Raw genomic sequence first — 18,910 nt, 5'->3', positions numbered from 1 at the left:
CGCACCGCGCTCAGCCCGTCCGACGCCCGTGGGAACCGGCCCCCGGCGCGGGCCGGTGCCGCAGCGGCGGGACCAGGCCGCCATCGGCCAGCGCCCGCACGGCCCGCCGCTCGACGTCGTCGAGGTCCACCACCACGCCCGGCCGGACGACGACCGGCTCCTCCGCGCCCCCCGCGTCGTCGCGCGCGGTCATCGGGACGACGACCGGGTCCCTCCCCCGCCACCCCGGCGGGGCGCCCAGGAGCACGGTGACGACGCAGTCGGCGCAGCCGGTGCCGCGGACGGTGCAGGTGTCGCAGTCGATGTGCACGGCGCTCGCCTCCTCCTCGACCGACCGGGACGAGGCCGCCGTGGCCTCGGTCGGTGCGCGCCGGACGCTAGGAGCACCCACCGACAGTCCCCGCGGCCGTCCGGGCGCCCCGGCGCGCGTCCCCGGGACTGTCGGCACCCCGACCTAGCGTCCGCGCCGTGCACCTCTTCCCCGCCGGTCCGGCCGCCGCCACGACACCGGCCGCGGGCCGGCCGCGCTACGAGCAGGCGACGATCGACGAGCTGGGCACCCCGCTCGCGGAGGTCACCTTCGTCGTGGTCGACCTGGAGACCACCGGCGGGTCGCCGAACGACAGCGCGATCACCGAGATCGGCGCGGTCAAGGTGCGCGGGGGCGAGGTGCTGGGCGAGTTCCAGACCCTGGTCGACCCCGGCTGCGAGATCCCGCCCTACATCAGCGTGCTGACCGGCATCACCTCGACCATGGTGGCCGCCGCGCCGCGGATCGCCGCCGTCCTGCCGGCCTTCCTGGAGTTCGCCCGCGGCGCGGTGCTGGTGGCGCACAACGCGCCCTTCGACCTCGGCTTCCTCAAGGCCGCCTGCGCCGCCAGCGCGGTGCCGTGGCCGGCCGCGGCGTCGGTCGACACGGCCGTGCTGGCCCGCCGCCTGCTCAGCCGCGACGAGGTCCCCAACTGCAAGCTCGCCACCCTCGCGCCGTTCTTCTCAGCGACCACCTCGCCCACCCACCGGGCCCTCGACGACGCGCGGGCCACGGTGGACGTGCTGCACGGGCTCTTCGAGCGGCTCGGCCCGCTCGGCATCACCTCGCTGGAGGAGCTCTCCGGGCTCACCCGCCAGGTCGACCCCGAGCGGCGGCGCAAGCGGCACCTGGCCGACGACGTCCCCTCCGGCCCGGGGGTGTACGTCTTCCGCGGGCCCCGCGACGAGCCGCTCTACGTCGGCACGTCCACCGACCTGCGCAGCCGGGTGCGCAGCTACTTCACCTCCGGTGAGCAGCGCAGCCGGATCACCGAGATGGTGGCGCTGGCCCAGCGGGTCGACGCGGTCCCCTGCGCCCACGACCTGGAGGCCGCCGTCCGGGAGCTGCGCCTGATCGCCGAGCACAAACCCCGCTACAACCGGCGCTCCCGCTTCCCGGAGCGGGCCCTGTGGGTGCGCCTCACCGACGAGCCGTTCCCGCGGCTGTCGGTGGTGCGCCGCGTCCGCCCCGGTGCCGGGGTGTTCCTCGGCCCCTTCCCCGACCGGCGGGCGGCCGACTCCGCGGTCGCCGCCGTCCACGAGTCCCTGCCGCTGCGCCAGTGCACCGGCCGGCTGTCCCCGCGGGTGCTCGGCACGGCGTGCGCCCTCGCGGACATGGGCCGCTGTGGCGCGCCCTGCACCGGGGCGCAGTCGGTCGAGGAGTACGCCGCCGTCGCCGCGGTGCTGCGGGCCGCCGTGGCCGCCGACCCCCGCGCGCTGCTCACCCCGCTGCTGGACCGCGTCGAGCGGCTGGCCGCCGACGAGCGCTACGAGGACGCCGCCGTGCTGCGCGACCGGGTGGCGGTCCTCGTCCGCGCGGTGCGCCGCCGGCAGCGGCTGGAGTCGTTGGCCACCGTCCCGGAGCTGGTGCTGGCGCGGCCGGGGACCGAAGGGGGGTGGGCGCTGTCGCTCGTCCGGCGCGGCCGCCTCGTCGCCGCCGGCTGCGCCGCCCGCGGGTCCTCGGTGCGCTCGGCCCTGGCCGGCCTGCGGGCCACCGCCGAGACGCCGCTGGGTCCCGACGGCGAGCTGGCCGCCTCCGTGGACGAGACCGAGCTGGTGCTGCGCTGGATGGAGAAGCCCGGCACCCGCCTGGTGGAGGTGGACGGGACGCTCGCCTGCCCCGTACCGGGCACCGGTGGCTACAGCGACTTCCTGCACCGCGTCGAGCAGAGCCGCGCCGAGCGTGATCCCTTCGCCGACGACCGCCCGCTGCGCACCCGCGCGCGGCCCGAGCGGGTGTCGGCGGGCCCGCCCGGGCCCCGCGCTGGACGGGCCGGAACGGCCCTCCTGCCGGGGCCCGCGCCGAGCCGGTGACGGGCGGGAACGGCCCTCCCGCCGGGCCCGCGCCGAGCCGGTGACGGGCCGGAACGCCCTCGTGCCGGGGCCCGCGCCGAGCCGGGTGACGTGCTGGAACGGCCCTCCTACAGGGGCCCGCGCCGAGCGGAGCGAGGCGTGGGGGCAGGAGGGTCCTTCCACTAGCATCCCCGGCGTGATCACCGCCATCGTCATGATCGACGCGGCCACCGACGCGATCCCCGAGGTGGCCGAGGCCGTCGCCGACCTCGACGGCGTGAGCGAGGTCTACTCCGTGGCCGGGGACGTCGACCTCATCGCCGTCGTGCGGGTGCGGGAGTTCGACCAGGTGGCCGAGGTCATCGCAGGGCGGATCAACAAGGTCCCCGGTGTCCTGGAGACCGACACCCACATCGCTTTCCGCAGCTACTCGCGGCACGACCTGGAGGCCGCCTTCTCGATCGGCTTCGAGTCCGGCGCCTGAGCACGGCACCCGACCCGCCGCGGCGCCCCGCGCGGGTGCCCCCGGCCGTCAGCCGCGCAGCGCCCGGCTGACGGTCACCCAGCGGTCGAGCAGGGCAGCCGCCCGGCCGTCGTCGACCGCGGCCGCCGCCCGCTCCAGGCCCGCGGCCAGGGCGTCGTGCAGCCGCGCCGGCCGCTCGTCGAAGGCGGCCAGTGCCGCGGCCGCGTTGAGCAGCACGGCGTCGCGCACCGGCCCCGGCTCCCCCCGGACCACCCGCCGGAACGCATCGGCGTTGGCCGCGGGGTCACCGCCCCGGAGGGCGCCCGGCGGCGGCACCTCGAGGCCGAGGGCGGTGGGGTCGGCGCGGTCGGGCTCGACCTCTCCCCCGCGCACCACCCAGACCGAGGACGTCGTGGCCGTGGTGAGCTCGTCCAGGCCGTCGTCCCCCCGGAACACCAGCGCGCGCATGCCGCGCCCGGCCAAGACGGCCGCCAGCACCGGCGCCATCCGCGCGTCGGCGCAGCCGATCGCCGCGGCCACCGGCCGGGCCGGATTGGTGAGCGGCCCGAGGAAGTTGAAGACCGTGCCGATGCCCATCTCCCGCCGGGGCGCCGCGGTGTGCCGGTAGCCGGGGTGGAACACCGGGGCGAAGAAGAAGCCGATGCCGGCCTCCTGCACGCAGCGCGCGACCCCGGCCGCGGGCAGGTCGATGACCACGCCGAGCGCCTCGAGCACGTCGGCCGCCCCGGAGGACGACGACGCCGCACGGTTGCCGTGCTTGGCGACCGGGACCCCGGTGGCCGCCGTCACCACCGCCGCCATCGTGCTGATGTTGACCGTGTGCGCGCCGTCGCCGCCGGTGCCGACGATGTCGACGCAGGGCAGCGGGAGCGAGACCGGCGTGGCCTGCTCCAGCATCGTGGCCGCGAGGCCGGCGACCTCGGAGGGCGCCTCCCCCTTGGCCCGCAGCGCCACGGCGAAGCCGGCGACCTGCGCCGGCGTGGCCTCCCCGGTCATGACCTCGCGCATGGCCCACGCGGTGTCCTCGGCCGCGAGGTCCTCGCGGGCCAGCAGCCGGGTGAGCAGCGCCGGCCAGGTGCGGGCGCTCACCGGCGCGCGGCCGACCGCCCCCCGACGCGGTCGCGCAGCAGGGCCGCGACGACGTCGGGGGCGGTCAGCGGGTCGAGCGGGTGCGGGAGGGTCGCGTCGGCCTGCGACCAGTGCGCCAGCCACCGGTCGGGCTGCCGGGCCACCAGCACGCACAGCAGCGGGGGGTCGGCGAGCTCGATGCGCAGCTGCCGGGCCAGGCCCAACCCACCGGTGGGCTGGGCCTCGCCGTCGAGGACGCACAGGTCGACGCCGCCGCCGTCGACCGTGTCGACGACGTCCTGACCGGTGGCGCACTCCACCCAGGTGAGCGGGCCGACGTCCCTCGCCGGGCGCCGCCCCACGGCGGTCCGCACGGCGGCCCGGACCTCGGGGCGGGAGCTGTAGACCAGGACGGTGGCCGGCGCGGCGTCGATCACGCCGGCGAGCCTAGTGCCCGCCCGCCCGCCGCCCGGGGAGCGCGGGCCCGGAGCCGCGGCGGAGGCACCCCCCCGTTGCCCCCGCCGGGCCCCCCGGCCCGCTCGACCGGGCACCCGGACCCCCGGTCCCGGGCAAGGTCTCGGGCAGGTCACGGGAACGGCGCGCACACCACCCGCGGTCGGTGCGACGCCGGAGCCGATGCCATGATGGGCCTCGTGACAACGGCTCCCGTCGCGAGCGGCACCTTCGACACCTCGCGGGTGCACTCGCTGTCCCGACCGAACATGGTCAGCGTCGGAACGATCATCTGGCTGTCCAGCGAGCTGATGTTCTTCGCCGGCCTGTTCGCCATGTACTTCACCGCGCGGGCGCGCGCGACGGAGGGGTGGCCGCCGGAACCCACCGAGCTCAACCTGCCGTACGCGCTGGTCTTCACGATCATCCTGGTGCTGAGCTCGGTCACCTGCCAGCTGGGCGTCTTCGCCGCCGAGCAGGGCAACGTCTACGGGCTGCGCCGCTGGTTCACCATCACGTTCGCCATGGGCCTGGTCTTCGTGCTCGCCCAGGCCAACGAGTACCGCGTGCTGGTCGTGGACCACGGCACGAGCATCTCCAGCTCCACCTACGGGTCGGTCTTCTACCTGACGACCGGTTTCCACGCGCTGCACGTCATCGGGGGCCTGGTCGCCTTCGTGTACCTGCTCATCCGGTCCACGATGGGCCGCTTCACGCCGGCGCAGGCGACCGCGGCGATCGTGGTCTCCTACTACTGGCACTTCGTCGACGTCGTGTGGGTCGGGCTCTTCGCCACGATCTACCTGATCCGCTAGGGAACCGGTGTCCACCACGAACCCGCACTCCGACGCCCGGCACGACGACGCCTCCCCGCGGGGCCGCGGCCGCCGGTCCCGCCGTCCCGCCGCGGGCTCGCCGGCCGCGGCGGCCCGTGCACGGCGGCGCTCGCGGCAGCGCCGCCGCGTCACCAACGTGGCCGGCCTCATGGCCGCCCTGGTCCTGACCGGCACGCTGTACGCGTTCCTGTCCCCGGCCTACGCGGCCGGCGAGGAGGGGACGGCGACCACCGAGTCCTCCGCGGAGGCCGCCGGCCGCGAGCTCTACGAGCGCAGCTGCATCTCCTGCCACGGGGAGAACCTCGAAGGGGTGCCCAACCGTGGCCCCTCGCTCATCGGCGTCGGCGAGGCGGCCGTCTACTTCCAGGTCCACACCGGTCGCATGCCGCTGGTCCGGCAGGAGGCCGACGCCCCCGACAAGCCCGCGGTCTTCTCCGACGAGCAGATCGACCAGCTCATGGCCTACGTGCAGGCCAACGGCGGCGGCCCGACCCTGCCGTCGGGCGACCTGCGCGAGGGCGACCTCGCCGAGGGCGGTGAGCTGTTCCGGCTCAACTGCGCCTCCTGCCACAACTTCGTCGGCGCGGGCGGCGCGCTCTCCTCGGGCAAGGCGGCGCCGAGCCTGGAGAGCTCCAACGACCTGGAGATCTACACCGCGATGCTCAGCGGGCCGGAGAACATGCCGGTCTTCGGGGACAACCAGCTGACCCCCGAGGAGAAGCGGTCGATCATCAACTACGTCCAGACCATCAACGAGCAGGCCGACCCGGGCGGCGCCGGCATCGGGCGGATCGGCCCGGTGGCCGAGGGCCTGGTCATCTGGACCGTCGGAGTCAGCATCCTGCTGTTCGGCATCTTCTGGATGGGGAGCAAGGCGTGACCACGCAGCACACCGGCCCCGGCTCCCACGGCGGCGCCGGCGTCTCCGGCCCGCACGTCGGCGGGCCGGACGACCAGTACAGCGCCGAGCAGCTGGCGGCCATGCCGCGCGAGGAGCTCGACCGGCTCGGCGCGCGGTACGACGGCGTCGAGGTCCTGCACGTCGACCCCGGCCCGGAGCCGGGGTCGACGCTGGAGAAGCGGGCCGTCCGCCAGGTCGCGCTGACCTTCGCGCTGGCCGGGGTGGCCGCGCTCGCGTTCATCGTCGTCTACGTCGGCTCCGGCTGGTTCCTGCCCGACTGGCAGTGGGACATCACCGAGGGCGGCTGGAGCGCGATCTTCACCCCGTTGCTGGGCTCGCTCGGTGGCCTGTCGCTGATCCTGGTCGGCGTCGGGCTGGTGCTCTACACCAAGAAGCTCCTGCCGCACGAGACCGCGGTGCAGGACAAGCACGACGGCTCGCACTTCGACCGGGTCACCACCGGCGCCACCCTCGTCGGCGGCCTGCACGACAGCGGCCTGGCCCGGCGCAAGCTGCTCACCCGCTCGATGGTGTTCATGGGTGGCGCGCTCGGGGCCATGCTGATCATGCCGCTGGGCGGCCTGATCCGGAACCCGAACACCGGCAACCCGCTCGGGACCACCAGCTGGGGCGAGGGCGTCCGGCTGCTCCGGGACGACGGCACCCCGATCCGTCCGGGTGACCAGCAGCCCGGCTCGCTGGAGACGGTCTTCCCGGCCGTGCCCGGTGGCAACCGGGAGTCCGATGCGGCGACCATGCTCATCCGGCTGCGCCCGGAGCAGCTCGAGGCCGACCGGCCGATCCCCGGCCAGGAGGGCTTCGGCTACGGCGACTACGTCGCCTACTCGAAGATCTGCACGCACGCCGGCTGCCCCGTGTCGCTCTACGAGCAGGAGACCAGCCGGATCCTCTGCCCGTGCCACCAGTCGCAGTTCGACGTCACGCAGGGGGCCAAGCCGGTGTTCGGCCCGGCCACCCGCGCCCTGCCGCAGTTGCCCATCACGGTCGATGACGAGGGCTATTTTGTTGCGCGCAGCGATTACATTGAGGCCGTAGGCCCCACCTACTGGAACCGGGAGCGCATCTGATGGCTCGTACCGCCACGGCGCCGGGGGTCCCGACCACGCGGCTCGGCAAGGCCGCCGTGGACTTCGACGACCGCCTCATCGTCGCCGGCCCGCTGCGCCGGACCCTCAACAAGGTCTTCCCCGACCACTGGTCGTTCCTGCTCGGGGAGATCGCCCTCTACTCGTTCATCCTGCTGCTGCTGTCGGGCACCTACCTGACGTTCTTCTTCGACGCCTCCATGCGGGAGGTCGTCTACGACGGCAGCTACGCGCCGCTGCGGGGCGTGGAGATGTCGGCGGCCTACGACTCGACGCTGGACATCTCCTTCGACGTCCGCGGCGGGCTGTTCATGCGCCAGCTGCACCACTGGGCGGCGCTGCTGTTCGTCGCCGCCATCGTGGTGCACCTGCTGCGCATCTTCTTCACCGGCGCCTTCCGCCGGCCGCGGGAGACGAACTGGCTCATCGGCATCGCGCTGCTCGTCCTGTCCTTCGCCATGGGCTTCACCGGCTACTCGATGCCCGACGACCTGCTCTCCGGCACGGGCCTGCGGATCGTCTCGGCGATCATCCTGTCGATCCCGGTCGTGGGGACCTGGGTGCACTGGGCGGTCTTCAACGGCGACTACGTCGGTGAGTACATCGTCGGCCGCATGTACATCGTGCACGTGCTGATCGTGCCGGCGATCATGCTCGCGCTCATCGCCCTCCATCTGCTGATCCTGGTCAAGCAGAAGCACACCCAGTTCCCCGGCCCGGGGCGCACCGAGCACAACGTGGTCGGCAACCGGCTGTTCCCGGCCTTCGCGGGCAAGGCCACCGGTCTGGTGTTCATCGTCTTCGGCGTCTGCGCGGCCCTGGGCGGTCTGGTGCAGATCAACCCGCTGTGGCTGTGGGGCCCGTACAACCCGGCGCAGGTCTCGGCGGCGTCCCAGCCCGACTGGTACGTCATGTTCCTCGACGGCTCGACCCGGCTGTGGCCGGCCTGGGACATCAACCTGCCGGGTGACTACACGATCCCGGCGCTGTTCTGGCCGACGGTGGTGCTGCCGGGGATCCTGTTCACCCTCATGGCTCTCTACCCGGTGATCGAGCGCAAGCTCACCCGGGACGAGACCAGCCACCACCTGCTGCAGCGGCCGCGCGACGTCCCCGTCCGCACCTCGTTGGGGACGATGGCCATCACCTTCTACGTGGTGCTGATGATCTCCGGCGGCAACGACGTGGTCGCGGACAAGTTCGACATCAGCCTCAACGCGATGACCTGGATCGGCCGGATCGGACTCATCATCCTGCCGCCGATCGTCTACGTGATCACCTACCGGATCTGCCTGGGCCTGCAGAAGCACGACCGGGAGGTCCTCGAGCACGGCATCGAGACCGGTGTCATCCGGCGCCTGCCGCACGGCGAGTTCATCGAGGTGCACCAGCCGCTCGGACCGGTCGACGAGCACGGCCACGGCCAGCTCGCCTACGGCGGGGCCTCGGTGCCCAAGAAGATGAACCAGGTCGGCGCCGCCCGGCGGGCCGTCCGCGGCTTCTTCTCCCCCATCGAGGAGCCGGCCCAGGTGGAGCTCGAGCAGCGGCGCGAGTCCCACGGGGCAGCGGCCGCGGACGAGAGCCGCGAGCTCACCTCCTCCGGTCGCCCGTCCGACAGCGGACGCCCGCAGGAGCCGCGCGACTGAGTTCCCGCACGCGACGAGGGCCCCGACGGATCATCCGTCGGGGCCCTCGTCGTCCGTGCCCTGCCGGCCCCCGCGGAGCGGCCCGGGCGCTCGCCGAACCGGCCGGCCCGTCGGCCGGTTCGGCGTCGTCAGCGGCGGTCGGTGGCCGTCCACGTCCGGGCCGCAGCCGGCGGCCCTCACCTCGCGGTCGCCGTCCTCGCCGCCGGACGGGCGGCGACGATGCGGCGCGGACGCCGATCACCCGCCCCCGGGCGCTCCTGTGCCGCTGGGGGGTCCCCGCGGCCGCCCTGCGCCGCAGGGAAGGCCCTCCGCCCCGGCCGGTCGGCACGTACCGCTCAGGCACGGTCGGTGCCGCACCCGCCCAGGGACGGCGGCGGCCGGCTCAGCGCCGCCAGGAGGGCGGCAGCAGGCCCCGCCCTCCCCCGGGCCAGCCGCGGCTCGCCCGGGGCGCAGGGGCTGCGTGGCGCCCGCGGCCGCGCACCTCCGTCCGGGGAGCACGTCGCACGCTCCGACGACGAGGGCCCTCCCCGCCGGAGCGGGGAGGGCCCTCGTCGTCGGACCGGGTGCGGCTCAGCTGTGCGCGTTCTGCCCCACGTAGTACTCGAAGAGCAGACCGCCGACGGTGACGATGATGGCGGCCCCGGCCAGGAGGATCAGCCAGGCGTGGAAGTAGGCCAACCCGATGCCCATGAGGGCCGCGGAGAGCGCGATGCCGAAGGGCCAGTAGCTGCCGGGGCTGAAGAACCCGAGCTCACCGGCGCCGTCGGCGATCTCGGCGTCCTTGCGGTCCTCCGGGCGGGCGTCGATGCGGCGCGACACGAACCAGAAGAACCCCCCGATGAGGAAGACCAGCCCGCCGGACAGCGCCAGCGCCGTCGTCCCGATCGGCTCCCGGGCCCAGAGCCCGTAGACCACCGCCACCGCGATGCAGAACACCCCGATGAGGTTGAAGATGAGCGCTTCGACCTTCACGGCCGTCCCTCCTGCTGCGTGCCGGACGATGCCGGGCGGGTGTCAGCCATCGGCCCGCTGGGAGTCGGTGACCAGGTCGAAGGGGCTGGTGCTGATCGCCTCGCCGGGCTCGCCGATGCTCTCGAGCGCGTCGTAGGTCGTCAGCCCCGACTCGCGGGCGGCCAGGTAGGCGTCGTAGTCGTCCGGCGACACCGCCCGGACCTCGAAGTTCATGTACGCGTGGTACGTGCCGCACAGCTCGGCGCACCGGCCGACGAAGGCGCCCTCCTCGCGGACGGTCACCTCGAAGACGTTGTCCACGCCGTTCTCGTTGCCGGGGATGACGTCGAGCTTGAAGAGGAAGTCCGGCACCCAGAAGGAGTGGATGACGTCGGCCGAGGCCAGGTTGAACTGCACGGTCTGGTCGACCGGCACGACGACGATCGGGATCTCGTCGCTGGTGCCGACCGTGCTCACCGGCTCCCCGGTCTCCTCGTCGAAGGTCTCCGGGTAGACGAACTGCCAGTTCCACTTGAAGGCGTTGACCGCGATGGTGACGTCGGGGTCGGGGCTGCGCTCCTGGACCCGGTTCTGCACCACGACCGTGAAGAAGAACAGCCCGGCGATGATGAGGAACGGGATGATCGTGTAGACGATCTCCAGCGGCAGGTTGTACGCCGTCTGCCGGGGCAGCTCGTCGCCGCGCTTCTTGTAGCGCGCCATCGCGTAGAAGATCAGCCCCCACACGAGGGTGCCCACGATCATCGCGGCGATGATCGAGCCGATCCACAGGTCGTGCATCGCCTCGGCCTCGTCGGTGACGCCCTCGGGCCAGCCGATCTCCCAGAACCGGTCCCAGTTCACCGCACGCCTCCGCCCGTTCGGTCGACCGGGAGACCGAGCGCGGCCAGCCGCGCAGGCCTGCTGCCTCGAGCCACTGCTCGCTGCCTCCTCCTCCGTCCGGGCCTGCCGGACGGTCCTCCGGCGGGGCCGCCCGCCGGGTCCGGGCGGACGACGTCCTCCGCCGACGTCAGTCTGGGCCGAGCCTAACGGACCCCCCGTGGGCGCCGACCACCGGAGACGGGTGCCCGGCGGGTCGGGACGCCCGCGGGCCACGCCCGTCGCCGCGGGCCCCGACGCCCGTGAGCCGGCTCACCGGCACCCCGACCGGCAGGTCCCGGCGGTTACAGTCGGGGGCGTGTGGACGCGGCTGCTGACCCCCCGGTGGGTGCTCGGCCACCTTGTCGTGGCGGCGCTGTTCGTCGCCACCTTCTTCCTGGGGTACTGGCAGCTCACCAAGGCCGAGGCCGGCGGTGGGGCCGTCAACTGGAGCTACGCCCTGCAGTGGCCCCTCTACGGGTTCATGGGCCTGGGCTTCTACGTCAAGATGGCCCGGGACGAGCTGCACCGCGACCCCGACGAGGACGAGCCGGGCACCGCCGTCGTCCTCTACCAGCGGCCGCGCGTCGACACGACCGGCGACCCCGAGCTGGCCGCCTACAACGCCTACCTGGCCGAGCTCAACGCCAAGGCCCTGGGGCAGCGGGGCGACCGTGTCGGCTGAGCGCACCGCCACCGCCCCCCGACTGCCGCGGGCCCTGGCGCGCCGGGTCGGGAAGGACGTCCCCGCGGCCCTCACCCGCTACCGCGTCATGGCCTGGGTGGTCGGCGTCCTGCTCATCGCCCTCGTGCTCGTGGCCGTCCCGCTGAAGTACGCCGCGGGGATCGAGGGCCCGGTGACCGTCCTGGGCACGCTGCACGGCTGGCTCTACTTCATCTTCTTCCTCACCGCGTGCGACCTGGCACTCCGCGCCCGCTGGACCCTCAAGGGCGCGCTGCTGGTGCTCGTGGCCGGTACCGTGCCCGTGCTGTCCTTCTACGCCGAGCGCGTCGCCACCCGGCGGACCCGCGCCGGCGAGCGCGTCTGAGGGCCGCGGCGACGCCGCGCCCGGACGCGCCCTGACCCCCGGGAGACTCGCGCCCCATGTGCGGCCTGCTGGCCTACCTGTCCACCGACGCCGACCGGGTCGGCGACCCCCACGTCGCCGCCGTCCGGGAGGCGCTGCACTGCCTGCACCACCGCGGCCCCGACGACACCGCGGTCTGGTCCGACACCCGCGCCGTCCTCGGCTTCAACCGGCTGTCGATCATCGACCTGGAGGGCAGCCCGCAGCCCCTCCCCTACGCCGGCGACCGGTACCGGATCCTCTTCAACGGCGAGATCTACAACTACGTCGAGCTGCGCGCGGAGCTCGCCGCCGCCGGCGCGGACCTGCGCACGCACGGCGACACCGAGACGATCGTGGCCGGCTACCACCTGTGGGGGCCGGACGTCGTCCGCCGGCTGCGCGGCATGTTCTCCTTCGTCATCTGGGACACCGAGACCCGGACGGCGTTCGGCGCCCGCGACCCCTTCGGCATCAAGCCGCTGTTCACCGCGCGGCTGGCCGACGGCGGGCTCGTCTTCAGCTCCGAGAAGAAGGCGGTCCTGGAACTGCTCGGCGGGAGCGCCGCCGCCGGGGGTGTGGACCCGGCGTCGCTGCAGCACTACCTGACGCTGCAGTACGTGCCCGAGCCGGCGACCCTGCACCGCGGCATCCGCCGGATCGAGAGCGGCACGAGCTTCACCGTGGTGGACGGCGAGCTGTCCACCACGCGGTACTTCCACCCGACCTTCCGCCCGCAGCCGGTGCCGGCCGGGCGGGAGCAGGAGCTCTACGACCGGATCGCGGCGACCCTCGACGACTCGGTGGCCAAGCACATGCGGGCCGACGTCACCGTGGGCTCGTTCCTCTCCAGCGGCATCGACTCCACGGCGATCGCCGCGCTCGCGCACCGGTACAACCCGGACCTGATGACCTTCACGGTCGGCTTCGAGCGCGAGTCGACGTCGGAGGTGGACATCGCGGCGGAGTCGGCTGCGGCGCTCGGCGTCCGCCACGTGCCGGTCGTCATCGACGCCGAGCAGTTCGCCGCGGCCATCCCCGAGGTGGTCTGGTACCTCGACGACCCGGTCGCCGACCCCGCGCTCGTGCCCCTGTACTTCGTGGCCCGGGAGGCCCGCAAGCACGTCAAGGTGGTGCTCTCCGGCGAGGGTGCCGACGAGCTGTTCGGCGGCTACACCATCTACCGCGAGCCGCTGAGCCTGGCGTGGGCCGAGCGGGTGCCGCGGTCCGGCCGGCGGGCCATGGCCGCGCTGTCGGAGCGGCTGCCCGAGGGCATGCGGGGCAAGGACCTGCTGCGGCGGGCGTCGATCCCGCTGGAGGAGCGCTACTACGGCAACGCCCGCAACCTCTCCCCCGCCGAGCTCGCCCGGCTGATGCGCGGCCACGACCCGGACCTGTCGCACGTCGCGGTCACGGAGAGCCTCTACCGGCGCACCCGGGAGGCCGGGTACGACGACGTGACGGCGATGCAGTACGTCGACCTGTTCACCTGGCTGCGCGGCGACATCCTGGTCAAGGCCGACAAGATGACCATGGCCAACTCGCTCGAGCTGCGCGTGCCGTTCCTCGACCCCGAGGTGTTCGCCCTGGCCAGCACCATCCCGCTGGACGAGCGCGTGCCGCGCCGCGGCGCGGGCGACCGCAAGGGGGCGACCAAGTACGCGCTGCGGCGGGCGATGGAGCAGATCGTGCCGCCGGCCATCCTGCACCGGCGCAAGCTGGGCTTCCCCGTGCCGACGGCGGACTTCCTCGCCGGGCCGCTGCACGGCTGGGCCCGCGACATCGTGACCGAGAGCCAGACCGACGAGTGGCTCGACCGCGGCCAGGTCCTCGCCCTGCTCGAGCAGCTGCGCACCGCCGAGGTGCCGGGGAAGCGCACCGCCCGCCAGGTGTGGGAGGTGCTCGTGTTCATGGTCTGGCACGGGATCTTCGTCGAGGAGCGGATCAAGCCCGAGATCCCGGAGACGGTCTACCCGGTCCAGGTCTGACGGCCCGATTCGAGCGGGCGCGCCCGACGAGCGGGGGCCCGCAGGGTCCCCCGAGGAGGGCCCGACCGAGCGGCTCCGCGCCGGCCGGGGACGGCACCTGGCCGCGGGAGCGCCCGACGAGCGGGGGCCCGCAGGGTCCCCCGAGGAGGGCCCGACCGAGCGGCTCCGCGCCGGCCGGGGACGGCACCTGGCCGCGGGAGCGCCCGACGAGCGGGGGCCCGCAGGGTCCTCCGAGGAGGGCCCGACCGAGCGGCTCCGCGCCGGCCGGGGACGGCACCTGGCCGCGGGAGCGGTCCGGAGGACCGCAGATCACACAGCACGACGCCCGGCTCCCCACGGGGGAGCCGGGCGTCGTCGGGTCAGGCGGCGGGACTCAGCTGAAGGAGTCCCCGCAGGCGCACGAGCCCGTGGCGTTCGGGTTGTCGATCGTGAAGCCCTGCTTCTCGATGGTGTCGACGAAGTCGATCACCGCGCCGCCGAGGTAGGGGCCGCTCATGCGGTCCACGATGACCTCGACGCCGCCGAAGTCGTAGGTCTGGTCGCCGTCGAGGAAGCGCTCGTCGAAGAACAGCTGGTACCGCAGCCCGGAGCACCCGCCCGGCTGCACGGCGATGCGCAGCCGCAGGTCGTCGCGGCCCTCCTGGTCCAGCAGGGCCTTGACCTTCGCGGCAGCGGGGTCGCTCAGGACGACGCCGGTCGCTGCGGTGTCCTGCACCGTCATGTCTGTAGTCCTCCCAGGTTCGAGGGGTGCCTGCACCAGGCACGTCCTGCACCAGGCAACGCCGCCGGGGCGGCTCCTCTTCCCACTGTACGGCCCGGGGTCGCGCGCACCAGGGACGGCGGGACCCGCACGTAGACTCGGGAGCGTGAAGCTGCGCCTGCCCGGCCGTCGTGACCGCGCCGAGGCCGCCCCCGAGGCCACCGAGGCGGCCCCGTCGCTGGTGAAGGCCGGCGGCAAGGGCCGGCCCACGCCCAAGCGTCACGAGGCGCAGGGCCGCCGGCCCGGCCCCCCGCCGCCGCCTCCGACCACGCGCAAGGAGGCCTACAAGCGGATGCGGGAGCAGCAGGCCGCCCAGCGCGGCAGCGCGCGCTCCGCGGCCGTGCGCGGGGACGACAGCTACCTGCCGGCCCGCGACCGGGGGCCGGTCCGCAAGCTGGTGCGCGACGTGGTCGACGCCCGCCGCAACGCCGGGAGCTGGTTCCTGGTCGTCGCGGCGCTGGTGCTGGTGGGCTACTTCATCCCGAACCCGGCGGTGCAGAGCTACACCGTCTTCATCTGGTTCCTGTTCTTCCTCGTCATCATCGCCGACTCCTTCGTGCTCGGCCGCCGGATCAAGCGCAAGGTGCTCGAGCGCTTCCCGAACCAGGACCACAGGATGCGCGGCCTGGTCTGGTACGGCGTCAGCCGCGCCACGATGATCCGCCGCTGGCGGTTCCCCAAGCCGGAGGTCGCGCTCGGCGCCGAGGTGTGAGGTCGGCGGCCCCGGCCTAGCGTCGGGGCACGTGGAGTACCGACGCCTCGGCCGTTCCGGCCTGACCATCTCCGAGATCGCCTACGGCAACTGGCTGACCCACGGCGGTCAGGTCGAGGAGGACGCCGCGCAGGCCTGCGTGCGCGCCGCCCTCGACGCCGGGATCACGACCTTCGACACCGCGGACGTCTACGCCGGGACGCGCGCCGAGTCCGTCCTGGGGCGGGCGCTGGCCGGTCAGCGCCGCGAGGGGCTGGAGGTGTTCACGAAGGTCTACTGGCCCACCGGGCCCGGCCGCAACGACCGCGGCCTGTCCCGCAAGCACATCACCGAGAGCTGCGAGGCCTCGCTGCGGCGGCTGCAGACCGACCACATCGACCTCTACCAGGCGCACCGCTACGACGCGACGGTGCCGCTGGAGGAGACGATGACCGCCTTCGCCGACCTGGTGCGCGCGGGGAAGGTCCTCTACATCGGCGTCTCGGAGTGGCGCGCCGAGGAGATCGCCGCCGGCGCCGCGCTGGCCCGCGACCTCGGCGTCCAGCTGATCAGCAACCAGCCGCAGTACTCGATGCTGTGGCGGGTCATCGAGGACGAGGTGGTGCCCACCTGCGAGCGGGAGGGGGTGTCGCAGATCGTCTGGTCGCCGGTGGCCCAGGGCGTGCTGACCGGCAAGTACCGGCCCGGGGAGCAGCCGCCGGCGGGCAGCCGTGCGACCGACCCCGAGGGCAGCCGCTTCCTGGCCCGCTTCCTCCGCGACGAGGTGCTCACCCGGGTGCAGGACCTGCAGCCGGTCGCGGCCGACCTCGGGCTGAGCCTGGCGCAGCTCTCGATCGCGTGGGTGCTGCAGAACGGCAACGTGGCGGCGGCGATCATCGGCGCCAGCCGGCCGGAGCAGGTGCGGGACAACGTCGCGGCGGCCGGTGTCCGCCTGGACGCCGACGTCCTCCGGCGCATCGACGAGGTGCTCGGGGAGGTCGTCGAGCGGGACCCCGCGAAGACGGCCCGCGGCTGACGCGCGCCCCCGCCGGCGGCCGCACCGGCACGCCGGCGGGGGCCGGGCCGCTCAGGTGGCGGCGAGCCCCATCGGGCCGTACACCTCGCGGTCACCCTCGAACAGGGTCACGGTGGCCACCCCCCGCTCGAGCAGCACGCGCCAGTGCTCTCCGAGCCAGGACTCGGCGTCCCCCTGGTTGTCCGCGGGCGGGACCTCCACGCCCACGGACTCCGGGTCCACCTCCGCACCCGCGGGGTCCTCCAACCGCCACCACCAACCCATGGCCCGAGGCTAGCCGGGGTGTGACGCGGGTCGGGTTAAGCGGCCACGTCCAGGGGGCATGACAGATCATCGACCGTCCGTCCCAGCTCCGGAGGACCGATGAACGAGCCCACCACCGGCGCCACCCGCGCCGACGCGACGCCCCCACCCGGGGACGCCTCCACCGGTCAGCTCGTCGGGCAGCTGACCGAGCAGATCTCGCGGCTCGTCCGCGACGAGACCCGCCTGGCGCAGGCCGAGGTCAGCCAGAAGGCCAAGCGGCTGGGCGTCGGCGCCGGCCTCTTCGGCGGCGCCGGCCTGTTCGGCTTCTTCGGCCTCGCCGTCCTCATCACCACGGCCATCCTGCTGCTCGACCTCGTCCTGCCGGCATGGCTCGCTGCGCTGATCGTCGCCGTCGTGCTGTTCCTCGTCGCCGGCGTCCTGGCCCTGGTCGGGAAGAAGGACGTGCAGAAGGGCAGCCCGCCGATCCCGAGCGAGGCGATCGCCAGCACCAAGACCGACATCGCGACCGTGAAGGAGAGTGCACGCCGGTGAGCACCCCCAGCACCCCGGACGGGCAGTCGCCGCCCGCCAACGACCCCGACGCCATCAAGGCCGACATCGAGGCCACGCGGGAGCAGCTCAGCCGCACCGTCGACGAGCTGTCCTCGCGCCTCGACGTGCCGTCCCGGGCGAAGGAGGGGGCCTACCGGGCGCGGGACACCGCCGTCGAGACCTACCGGGAGAGCCCCCCGACCGTGATCGGCGCCGCGACCGGCGTGGCGGCGCTGCTGGCGCTGCTGGTCTGGCGGCGCAGCACCCGCGACCGGCGCCGGGCCAAGCGCGCCGCCAGGCGCGCCGCCAAGCGGGAGGCGAAGGCCACCGCCGCCCGGCGCGCGGCCCGGGCCAAGGCCCGCGAGCAGGCGCGCGAGAAGGCCGGCCGGGAGGCCCAGCGGGCGATCCGCCGCAGGCGGCGGTCGGTCCGCAAGGCCCGCCGCCACGCGCGCCGCACCGTGCGGAGGGCCTCGTGAGCGAGCGGGAGACGCACAAGGGCGCCGCGCTGGCCTACCGGCCGGTCGGCCTCCTCGGTGGTCTGCTCGCCGGTGTCGTCTCCGGCGCGGTGTTCAAGCAGGTGTGGAAGCGGCTCGCCCACGAGGACGACGCGCCGGGCGCGCTGCAGAGCGAGTACCGGATGCGCGAGGTCGTGCTCGCCGCCGCGCTCCAGGGGGCGATCTTCGGCGCGACCAAGGCCGCGATCGACCGCGCCGGCGCCCGTGGCTTCCACAAGCTGACCGGGTCCTGGCCGGGGGACTGAGGTGACCCGGTCACGGCCCCGGGACAGCGCGGTCGATCGGATCCGCCAGCGGGTCGAGGAGAAGGCCGCCCGCCGCGCCGCCGCCGCGCGGGCGGCCGCGGAGGGCGACCGCCCGCAGGGGACCGGGCTGCCGCCGGACGCCCCCGGGAACGAGCAGCAGCCCGGCATCGACGCCGGCACCCCCACCGAGATCCCCTGGCGGGGGTGGAAGCAGGTCCTCAAGCGGGCCTGGGCGGAGCACAAGGCCGACAACATGCCGATCATCGCCGGCGGTGTCGCGTTCTGGGGCTTCCTGTCGGTCTTCCCCGCCCTCATCGCGACGATCTCGCTCTACGGGCTGGTGGCCTCCCCGGAGACGGTGACCCGGCAGATCGAGGACCTCTCCGAACAGCTGCCCGAGAGCGCCGCGGGGCTCATCGGGGACCAGCTGGGCTCGATCGCCACGGGTGCCGGGGGTGCGCTCACCGTCAGCCTCGTGGTCTCCGTGCTCGGCGCCCTCTGGGCTGCCTCCGGCGGGGTGAACAACCTCGTCACCGCGGTCAACCTCGCCTACGACGAGGTGGAGACGCGCAACCTCGTCAAGCTGCGGGCCACGTCGCTGCTGCTGACCCTCGGCGCGATCGTTTTCGTGCTGATCTCCTTCAGCCTGGTCGCCGTCGTCCCGGCGGTGCTCAACGCGCTGCCGCTGGGACCGTTCGCCACGGTGCTCACCCAGGTCGTCCGCTGGGGCCTCCTGCTCGCCGTCTTCGCCGGGTCGCTGGCCGTCCTCTACCGCGTGGCACCCGACCGGGACGCCCCGCAGTTCCGCTGGGTGAGCCTCGGCGCCGTCGTCGTCACCGTGGTCTGGGTCCTGGTGAGCCTGGCGTTCAGCTTCTACGTCGACAACTTCGGCAGCTACAACGAGACCTACGGGACGATCGCCGGGGTCATCGTGCTGATGCTCTGGCTCTACATCACCTGCTTCCTGGTGCTGCTGGGCGCGGAGATCAACTCCGAGGCGGAGCACCAGACCGCGGAGGACACCACCCAGGGCGACCCCGAGCCCATGGGCCGCAGGGACGCCGTCGTCGCCGACACCCTCCCCGAGCGGCAGGAGCCCACGAAGGAGGACAAGGACCCCACCCGCAAGAACCGGGGGTAGCCCGGGCGTCACGGCCCGGGCGG

The 18,910-nt window shown here is 74.0% G+C and carries 22 protein-coding genes; 15 read left to right on the top strand and 7 right to left on the bottom strand.

Annotation, left to right across the window (positions count from 1 at the left end; translation table 11 throughout):
- Positions 1 to 10: 10 nt before the first annotated feature.
- The gene (locus D0Z06_RS04580; protein WP_233517445.1) at positions 11 to 391 is read right to left on the bottom strand and encodes a hypothetical protein; all 381 of its coding nucleotides are present in this window, start codon (positions 389 to 391) and stop codon (positions 11 to 13) included.
- A 77-nt stretch (positions 392 to 468) separates the two neighbouring features.
- On the opposite strand from D0Z06_RS04580, the gene D0Z06_RS04575 reads away from it, so the two are divergent.
- Positions 469 to 2,343: a DEDD exonuclease domain-containing protein gene (locus D0Z06_RS04575; protein ID WP_117376204.1), complete on the top strand. Its 1,875-nt coding sequence runs from the start codon at positions 469 to 471 to the stop codon at positions 2,341 to 2,343.
- A gap of 175 nt (positions 2,344 to 2,518) precedes the next feature.
- On the top strand, positions 2,519 to 2,806 hold the full coding sequence (locus tag D0Z06_RS04570) for an Lrp/AsnC family transcriptional regulator (RefSeq protein ID WP_117376203.1): 288 nt from the start codon (positions 2,519 to 2,521) through the stop codon (positions 2,804 to 2,806).
- A gap of 48 nt (positions 2,807 to 2,854) precedes the next feature.
- On the opposite strand, the gene trpD is transcribed toward D0Z06_RS04570, so the two are convergent.
- Positions 2,855 to 3,895, bottom strand: coding sequence for an anthranilate phosphoribosyltransferase (gene trpD / locus D0Z06_RS04565; protein ID WP_117376202.1), 1,041 nt, complete (start codon positions 3,893 to 3,895; stop codon positions 2,855 to 2,857).
- On the bottom strand, positions 3,892 to 4,311 hold the full coding sequence (locus D0Z06_RS04560; protein WP_117376201.1) for a response regulator: 420 nt from the start codon (positions 4,309 to 4,311) through the stop codon (positions 3,892 to 3,894). The genes trpD and D0Z06_RS04560 overlap by 4 nt, the downstream gene beginning before the upstream one ends.
- 216 nt (positions 4,312 to 4,527) lie before the next feature.
- Here D0Z06_RS04560 and ctaE point away from each other — a divergent pair, with 216 nt between their 5' ends.
- The 4 genes from ctaE to qcrB are packed head-to-tail and all read left to right on the top strand — an operon-like array spanning position 4,528 to position 8,816.
- Positions 4,528 to 5,142, top strand: coding sequence for an aa3-type cytochrome oxidase subunit III (gene ctaE, locus D0Z06_RS04555; protein ID WP_117376387.1), 615 nt, complete (start codon positions 4,528 to 4,530; stop codon positions 5,140 to 5,142).
- 7 nt (positions 5,143 to 5,149) lie between these two features.
- On the top strand, positions 5,150 to 6,043 hold the full coding sequence (qcrC, locus tag D0Z06_RS26880; RefSeq protein WP_117376200.1) for a cytochrome bc1 complex diheme cytochrome c subunit: 894 nt from the start codon (positions 5,150 to 5,152) through the stop codon (positions 6,041 to 6,043).
- On the top strand, positions 6,040 to 7,152 hold the full coding sequence (gene qcrA, locus D0Z06_RS04545; RefSeq protein WP_199522125.1) for a cytochrome bc1 complex Rieske iron-sulfur subunit: 1,113 nt from the start codon (positions 6,040 to 6,042) through the stop codon (positions 7,150 to 7,152). The genes qcrC and qcrA overlap by 4 nt, the downstream gene beginning before the upstream one ends.
- Positions 7,152 to 8,816 (top strand): cytochrome bc1 complex cytochrome b subunit, encoded by a 1,665-nt coding sequence (gene qcrB, locus D0Z06_RS04540; protein WP_117376199.1) that lies wholly within the window; start codon positions 7,152 to 7,154, stop codon positions 8,814 to 8,816. The genes qcrA and qcrB overlap by 1 nt, the downstream gene beginning before the upstream one ends.
- A 570-nt stretch (positions 8,817 to 9,386) precedes the next feature.
- On the opposite strand, the gene D0Z06_RS04535 is transcribed toward qcrB, so the two are convergent.
- Positions 9,387 to 9,788 (bottom strand): cytochrome c oxidase subunit 4, encoded by a 402-nt coding sequence (locus tag D0Z06_RS04535; RefSeq protein WP_117376198.1) that lies wholly within the window; start codon positions 9,786 to 9,788, stop codon positions 9,387 to 9,389.
- A gap of 42 nt (positions 9,789 to 9,830) precedes the next feature.
- Positions 9,831 to 10,631 (bottom strand): aa3-type cytochrome oxidase subunit II, encoded by an 801-nt coding sequence (gene ctaC, locus D0Z06_RS04530; protein ID WP_233517444.1) that lies wholly within the window; start codon positions 10,629 to 10,631, stop codon positions 9,831 to 9,833.
- Positions 10,632 to 10,965: 334 nt separating this feature from the next.
- Between ctaC and D0Z06_RS04525 the strand changes: the two genes are divergently transcribed.
- From D0Z06_RS04525 to asnB, 3 genes are read left to right on the top strand one after another with little or no spacing between them, the layout of a single operon-like run.
- On the top strand, positions 10,966 to 11,331 hold the full coding sequence (locus D0Z06_RS04525; protein WP_117376197.1) for a metalloprotease: 366 nt from the start codon (positions 10,966 to 10,968) through the stop codon (positions 11,329 to 11,331).
- Complete coding sequence (locus tag D0Z06_RS04520) at positions 11,321 to 11,695, top strand: DUF3817 domain-containing protein (protein WP_117376196.1); 375 nt, start codon at positions 11,321 to 11,323, stop codon at positions 11,693 to 11,695. The genes D0Z06_RS04525 and D0Z06_RS04520 overlap by 11 nt, the downstream gene beginning before the upstream one ends.
- Positions 11,696 to 11,751: 56 nt before the next feature.
- A complete protein-coding gene (gene asnB, locus D0Z06_RS04515) occupies positions 11,752 to 13,701 on the top strand; it encodes an asparagine synthase (glutamine-hydrolyzing) (protein ID WP_117376195.1) in 1,950 nt (649 codons plus the stop codon).
- A gap of 373 nt (positions 13,702 to 14,074) precedes the next feature.
- Here the strand turns inward: asnB and D0Z06_RS04510 are convergent, their stop codons facing one another.
- Positions 14,075 to 14,422, bottom strand: a complete 348-nt coding sequence (locus D0Z06_RS04510) for a HesB/IscA family protein (RefSeq protein WP_117376194.1) — start codon at positions 14,420 to 14,422, stop codon at positions 14,075 to 14,077.
- Between the two features lie 145 nt (positions 14,423 to 14,567).
- On the opposite strand from D0Z06_RS04510, the gene D0Z06_RS04505 reads away from it, so the two are divergent.
- Positions 14,568 to 15,173: a DUF3043 domain-containing protein gene (locus D0Z06_RS04505; protein ID WP_117376193.1), complete on the top strand. Its 606-nt coding sequence runs from the start codon at positions 14,568 to 14,570 to the stop codon at positions 15,171 to 15,173.
- A gap of 31 nt (positions 15,174 to 15,204) precedes the next feature.
- The gene (locus D0Z06_RS04500; RefSeq protein WP_117376192.1) at positions 15,205 to 16,188 is read left to right on the top strand and encodes an aldo/keto reductase family protein; all 984 of its coding nucleotides are present in this window, start codon (positions 15,205 to 15,207) and stop codon (positions 16,186 to 16,188) included.
- Between the two features lie 51 nt (positions 16,189 to 16,239).
- Here the strand turns inward: D0Z06_RS04500 and D0Z06_RS04495 are convergent, their stop codons facing one another.
- Complete coding sequence (locus tag D0Z06_RS04495) at positions 16,240 to 16,452, bottom strand: hypothetical protein (RefSeq protein WP_117376191.1); 213 nt, start codon at positions 16,450 to 16,452, stop codon at positions 16,240 to 16,242.
- 99 nt (positions 16,453 to 16,551) lie between these two features.
- Between D0Z06_RS04495 and D0Z06_RS04490 the strand changes: the two genes are divergently transcribed.
- From D0Z06_RS04490 to D0Z06_RS04475, 4 genes are read left to right on the top strand one after another with little or no spacing between them, the layout of a single operon-like run.
- A complete protein-coding gene (locus tag D0Z06_RS04490) occupies positions 16,552 to 16,986 on the top strand; it encodes a phage holin family protein (protein ID WP_117376190.1) in 435 nt (144 codons plus the stop codon).
- Positions 16,983 to 17,462, top strand: a complete 480-nt coding sequence (locus D0Z06_RS04485) for a DUF3618 domain-containing protein (RefSeq protein WP_117376189.1) — start codon at positions 16,983 to 16,985, stop codon at positions 17,460 to 17,462. The genes D0Z06_RS04490 and D0Z06_RS04485 overlap by 4 nt, the downstream gene beginning before the upstream one ends.
- A complete protein-coding gene (locus tag D0Z06_RS04480; protein ID WP_117376188.1) occupies positions 17,459 to 17,746 on the top strand; it encodes a DUF4235 domain-containing protein in 288 nt (95 codons plus the stop codon). The genes D0Z06_RS04485 and D0Z06_RS04480 overlap by 4 nt, the downstream gene beginning before the upstream one ends.
- Before the next feature lies 1 nt (position 17,747).
- Positions 17,748 to 18,887, top strand: a complete 1,140-nt coding sequence (locus tag D0Z06_RS04475; RefSeq protein ID WP_117376187.1) for a YihY/virulence factor BrkB family protein — start codon at positions 17,748 to 17,750, stop codon at positions 18,885 to 18,887.
- The last annotated feature ends 23 nt before the right edge of the window (positions 18,888 to 18,910 follow it).

The sequence above is a fragment of the Geodermatophilus marinus genome, from assembly GCF_003428645.1.
Lineage (GTDB): Bacteria > Actinomycetota > Actinomycetes > Mycobacteriales > Geodermatophilaceae > Geodermatophilus.
Note: the sequence above shows the minus strand (reverse complement) of the source record. Positions and strands in the feature narration are given on the sequence as shown.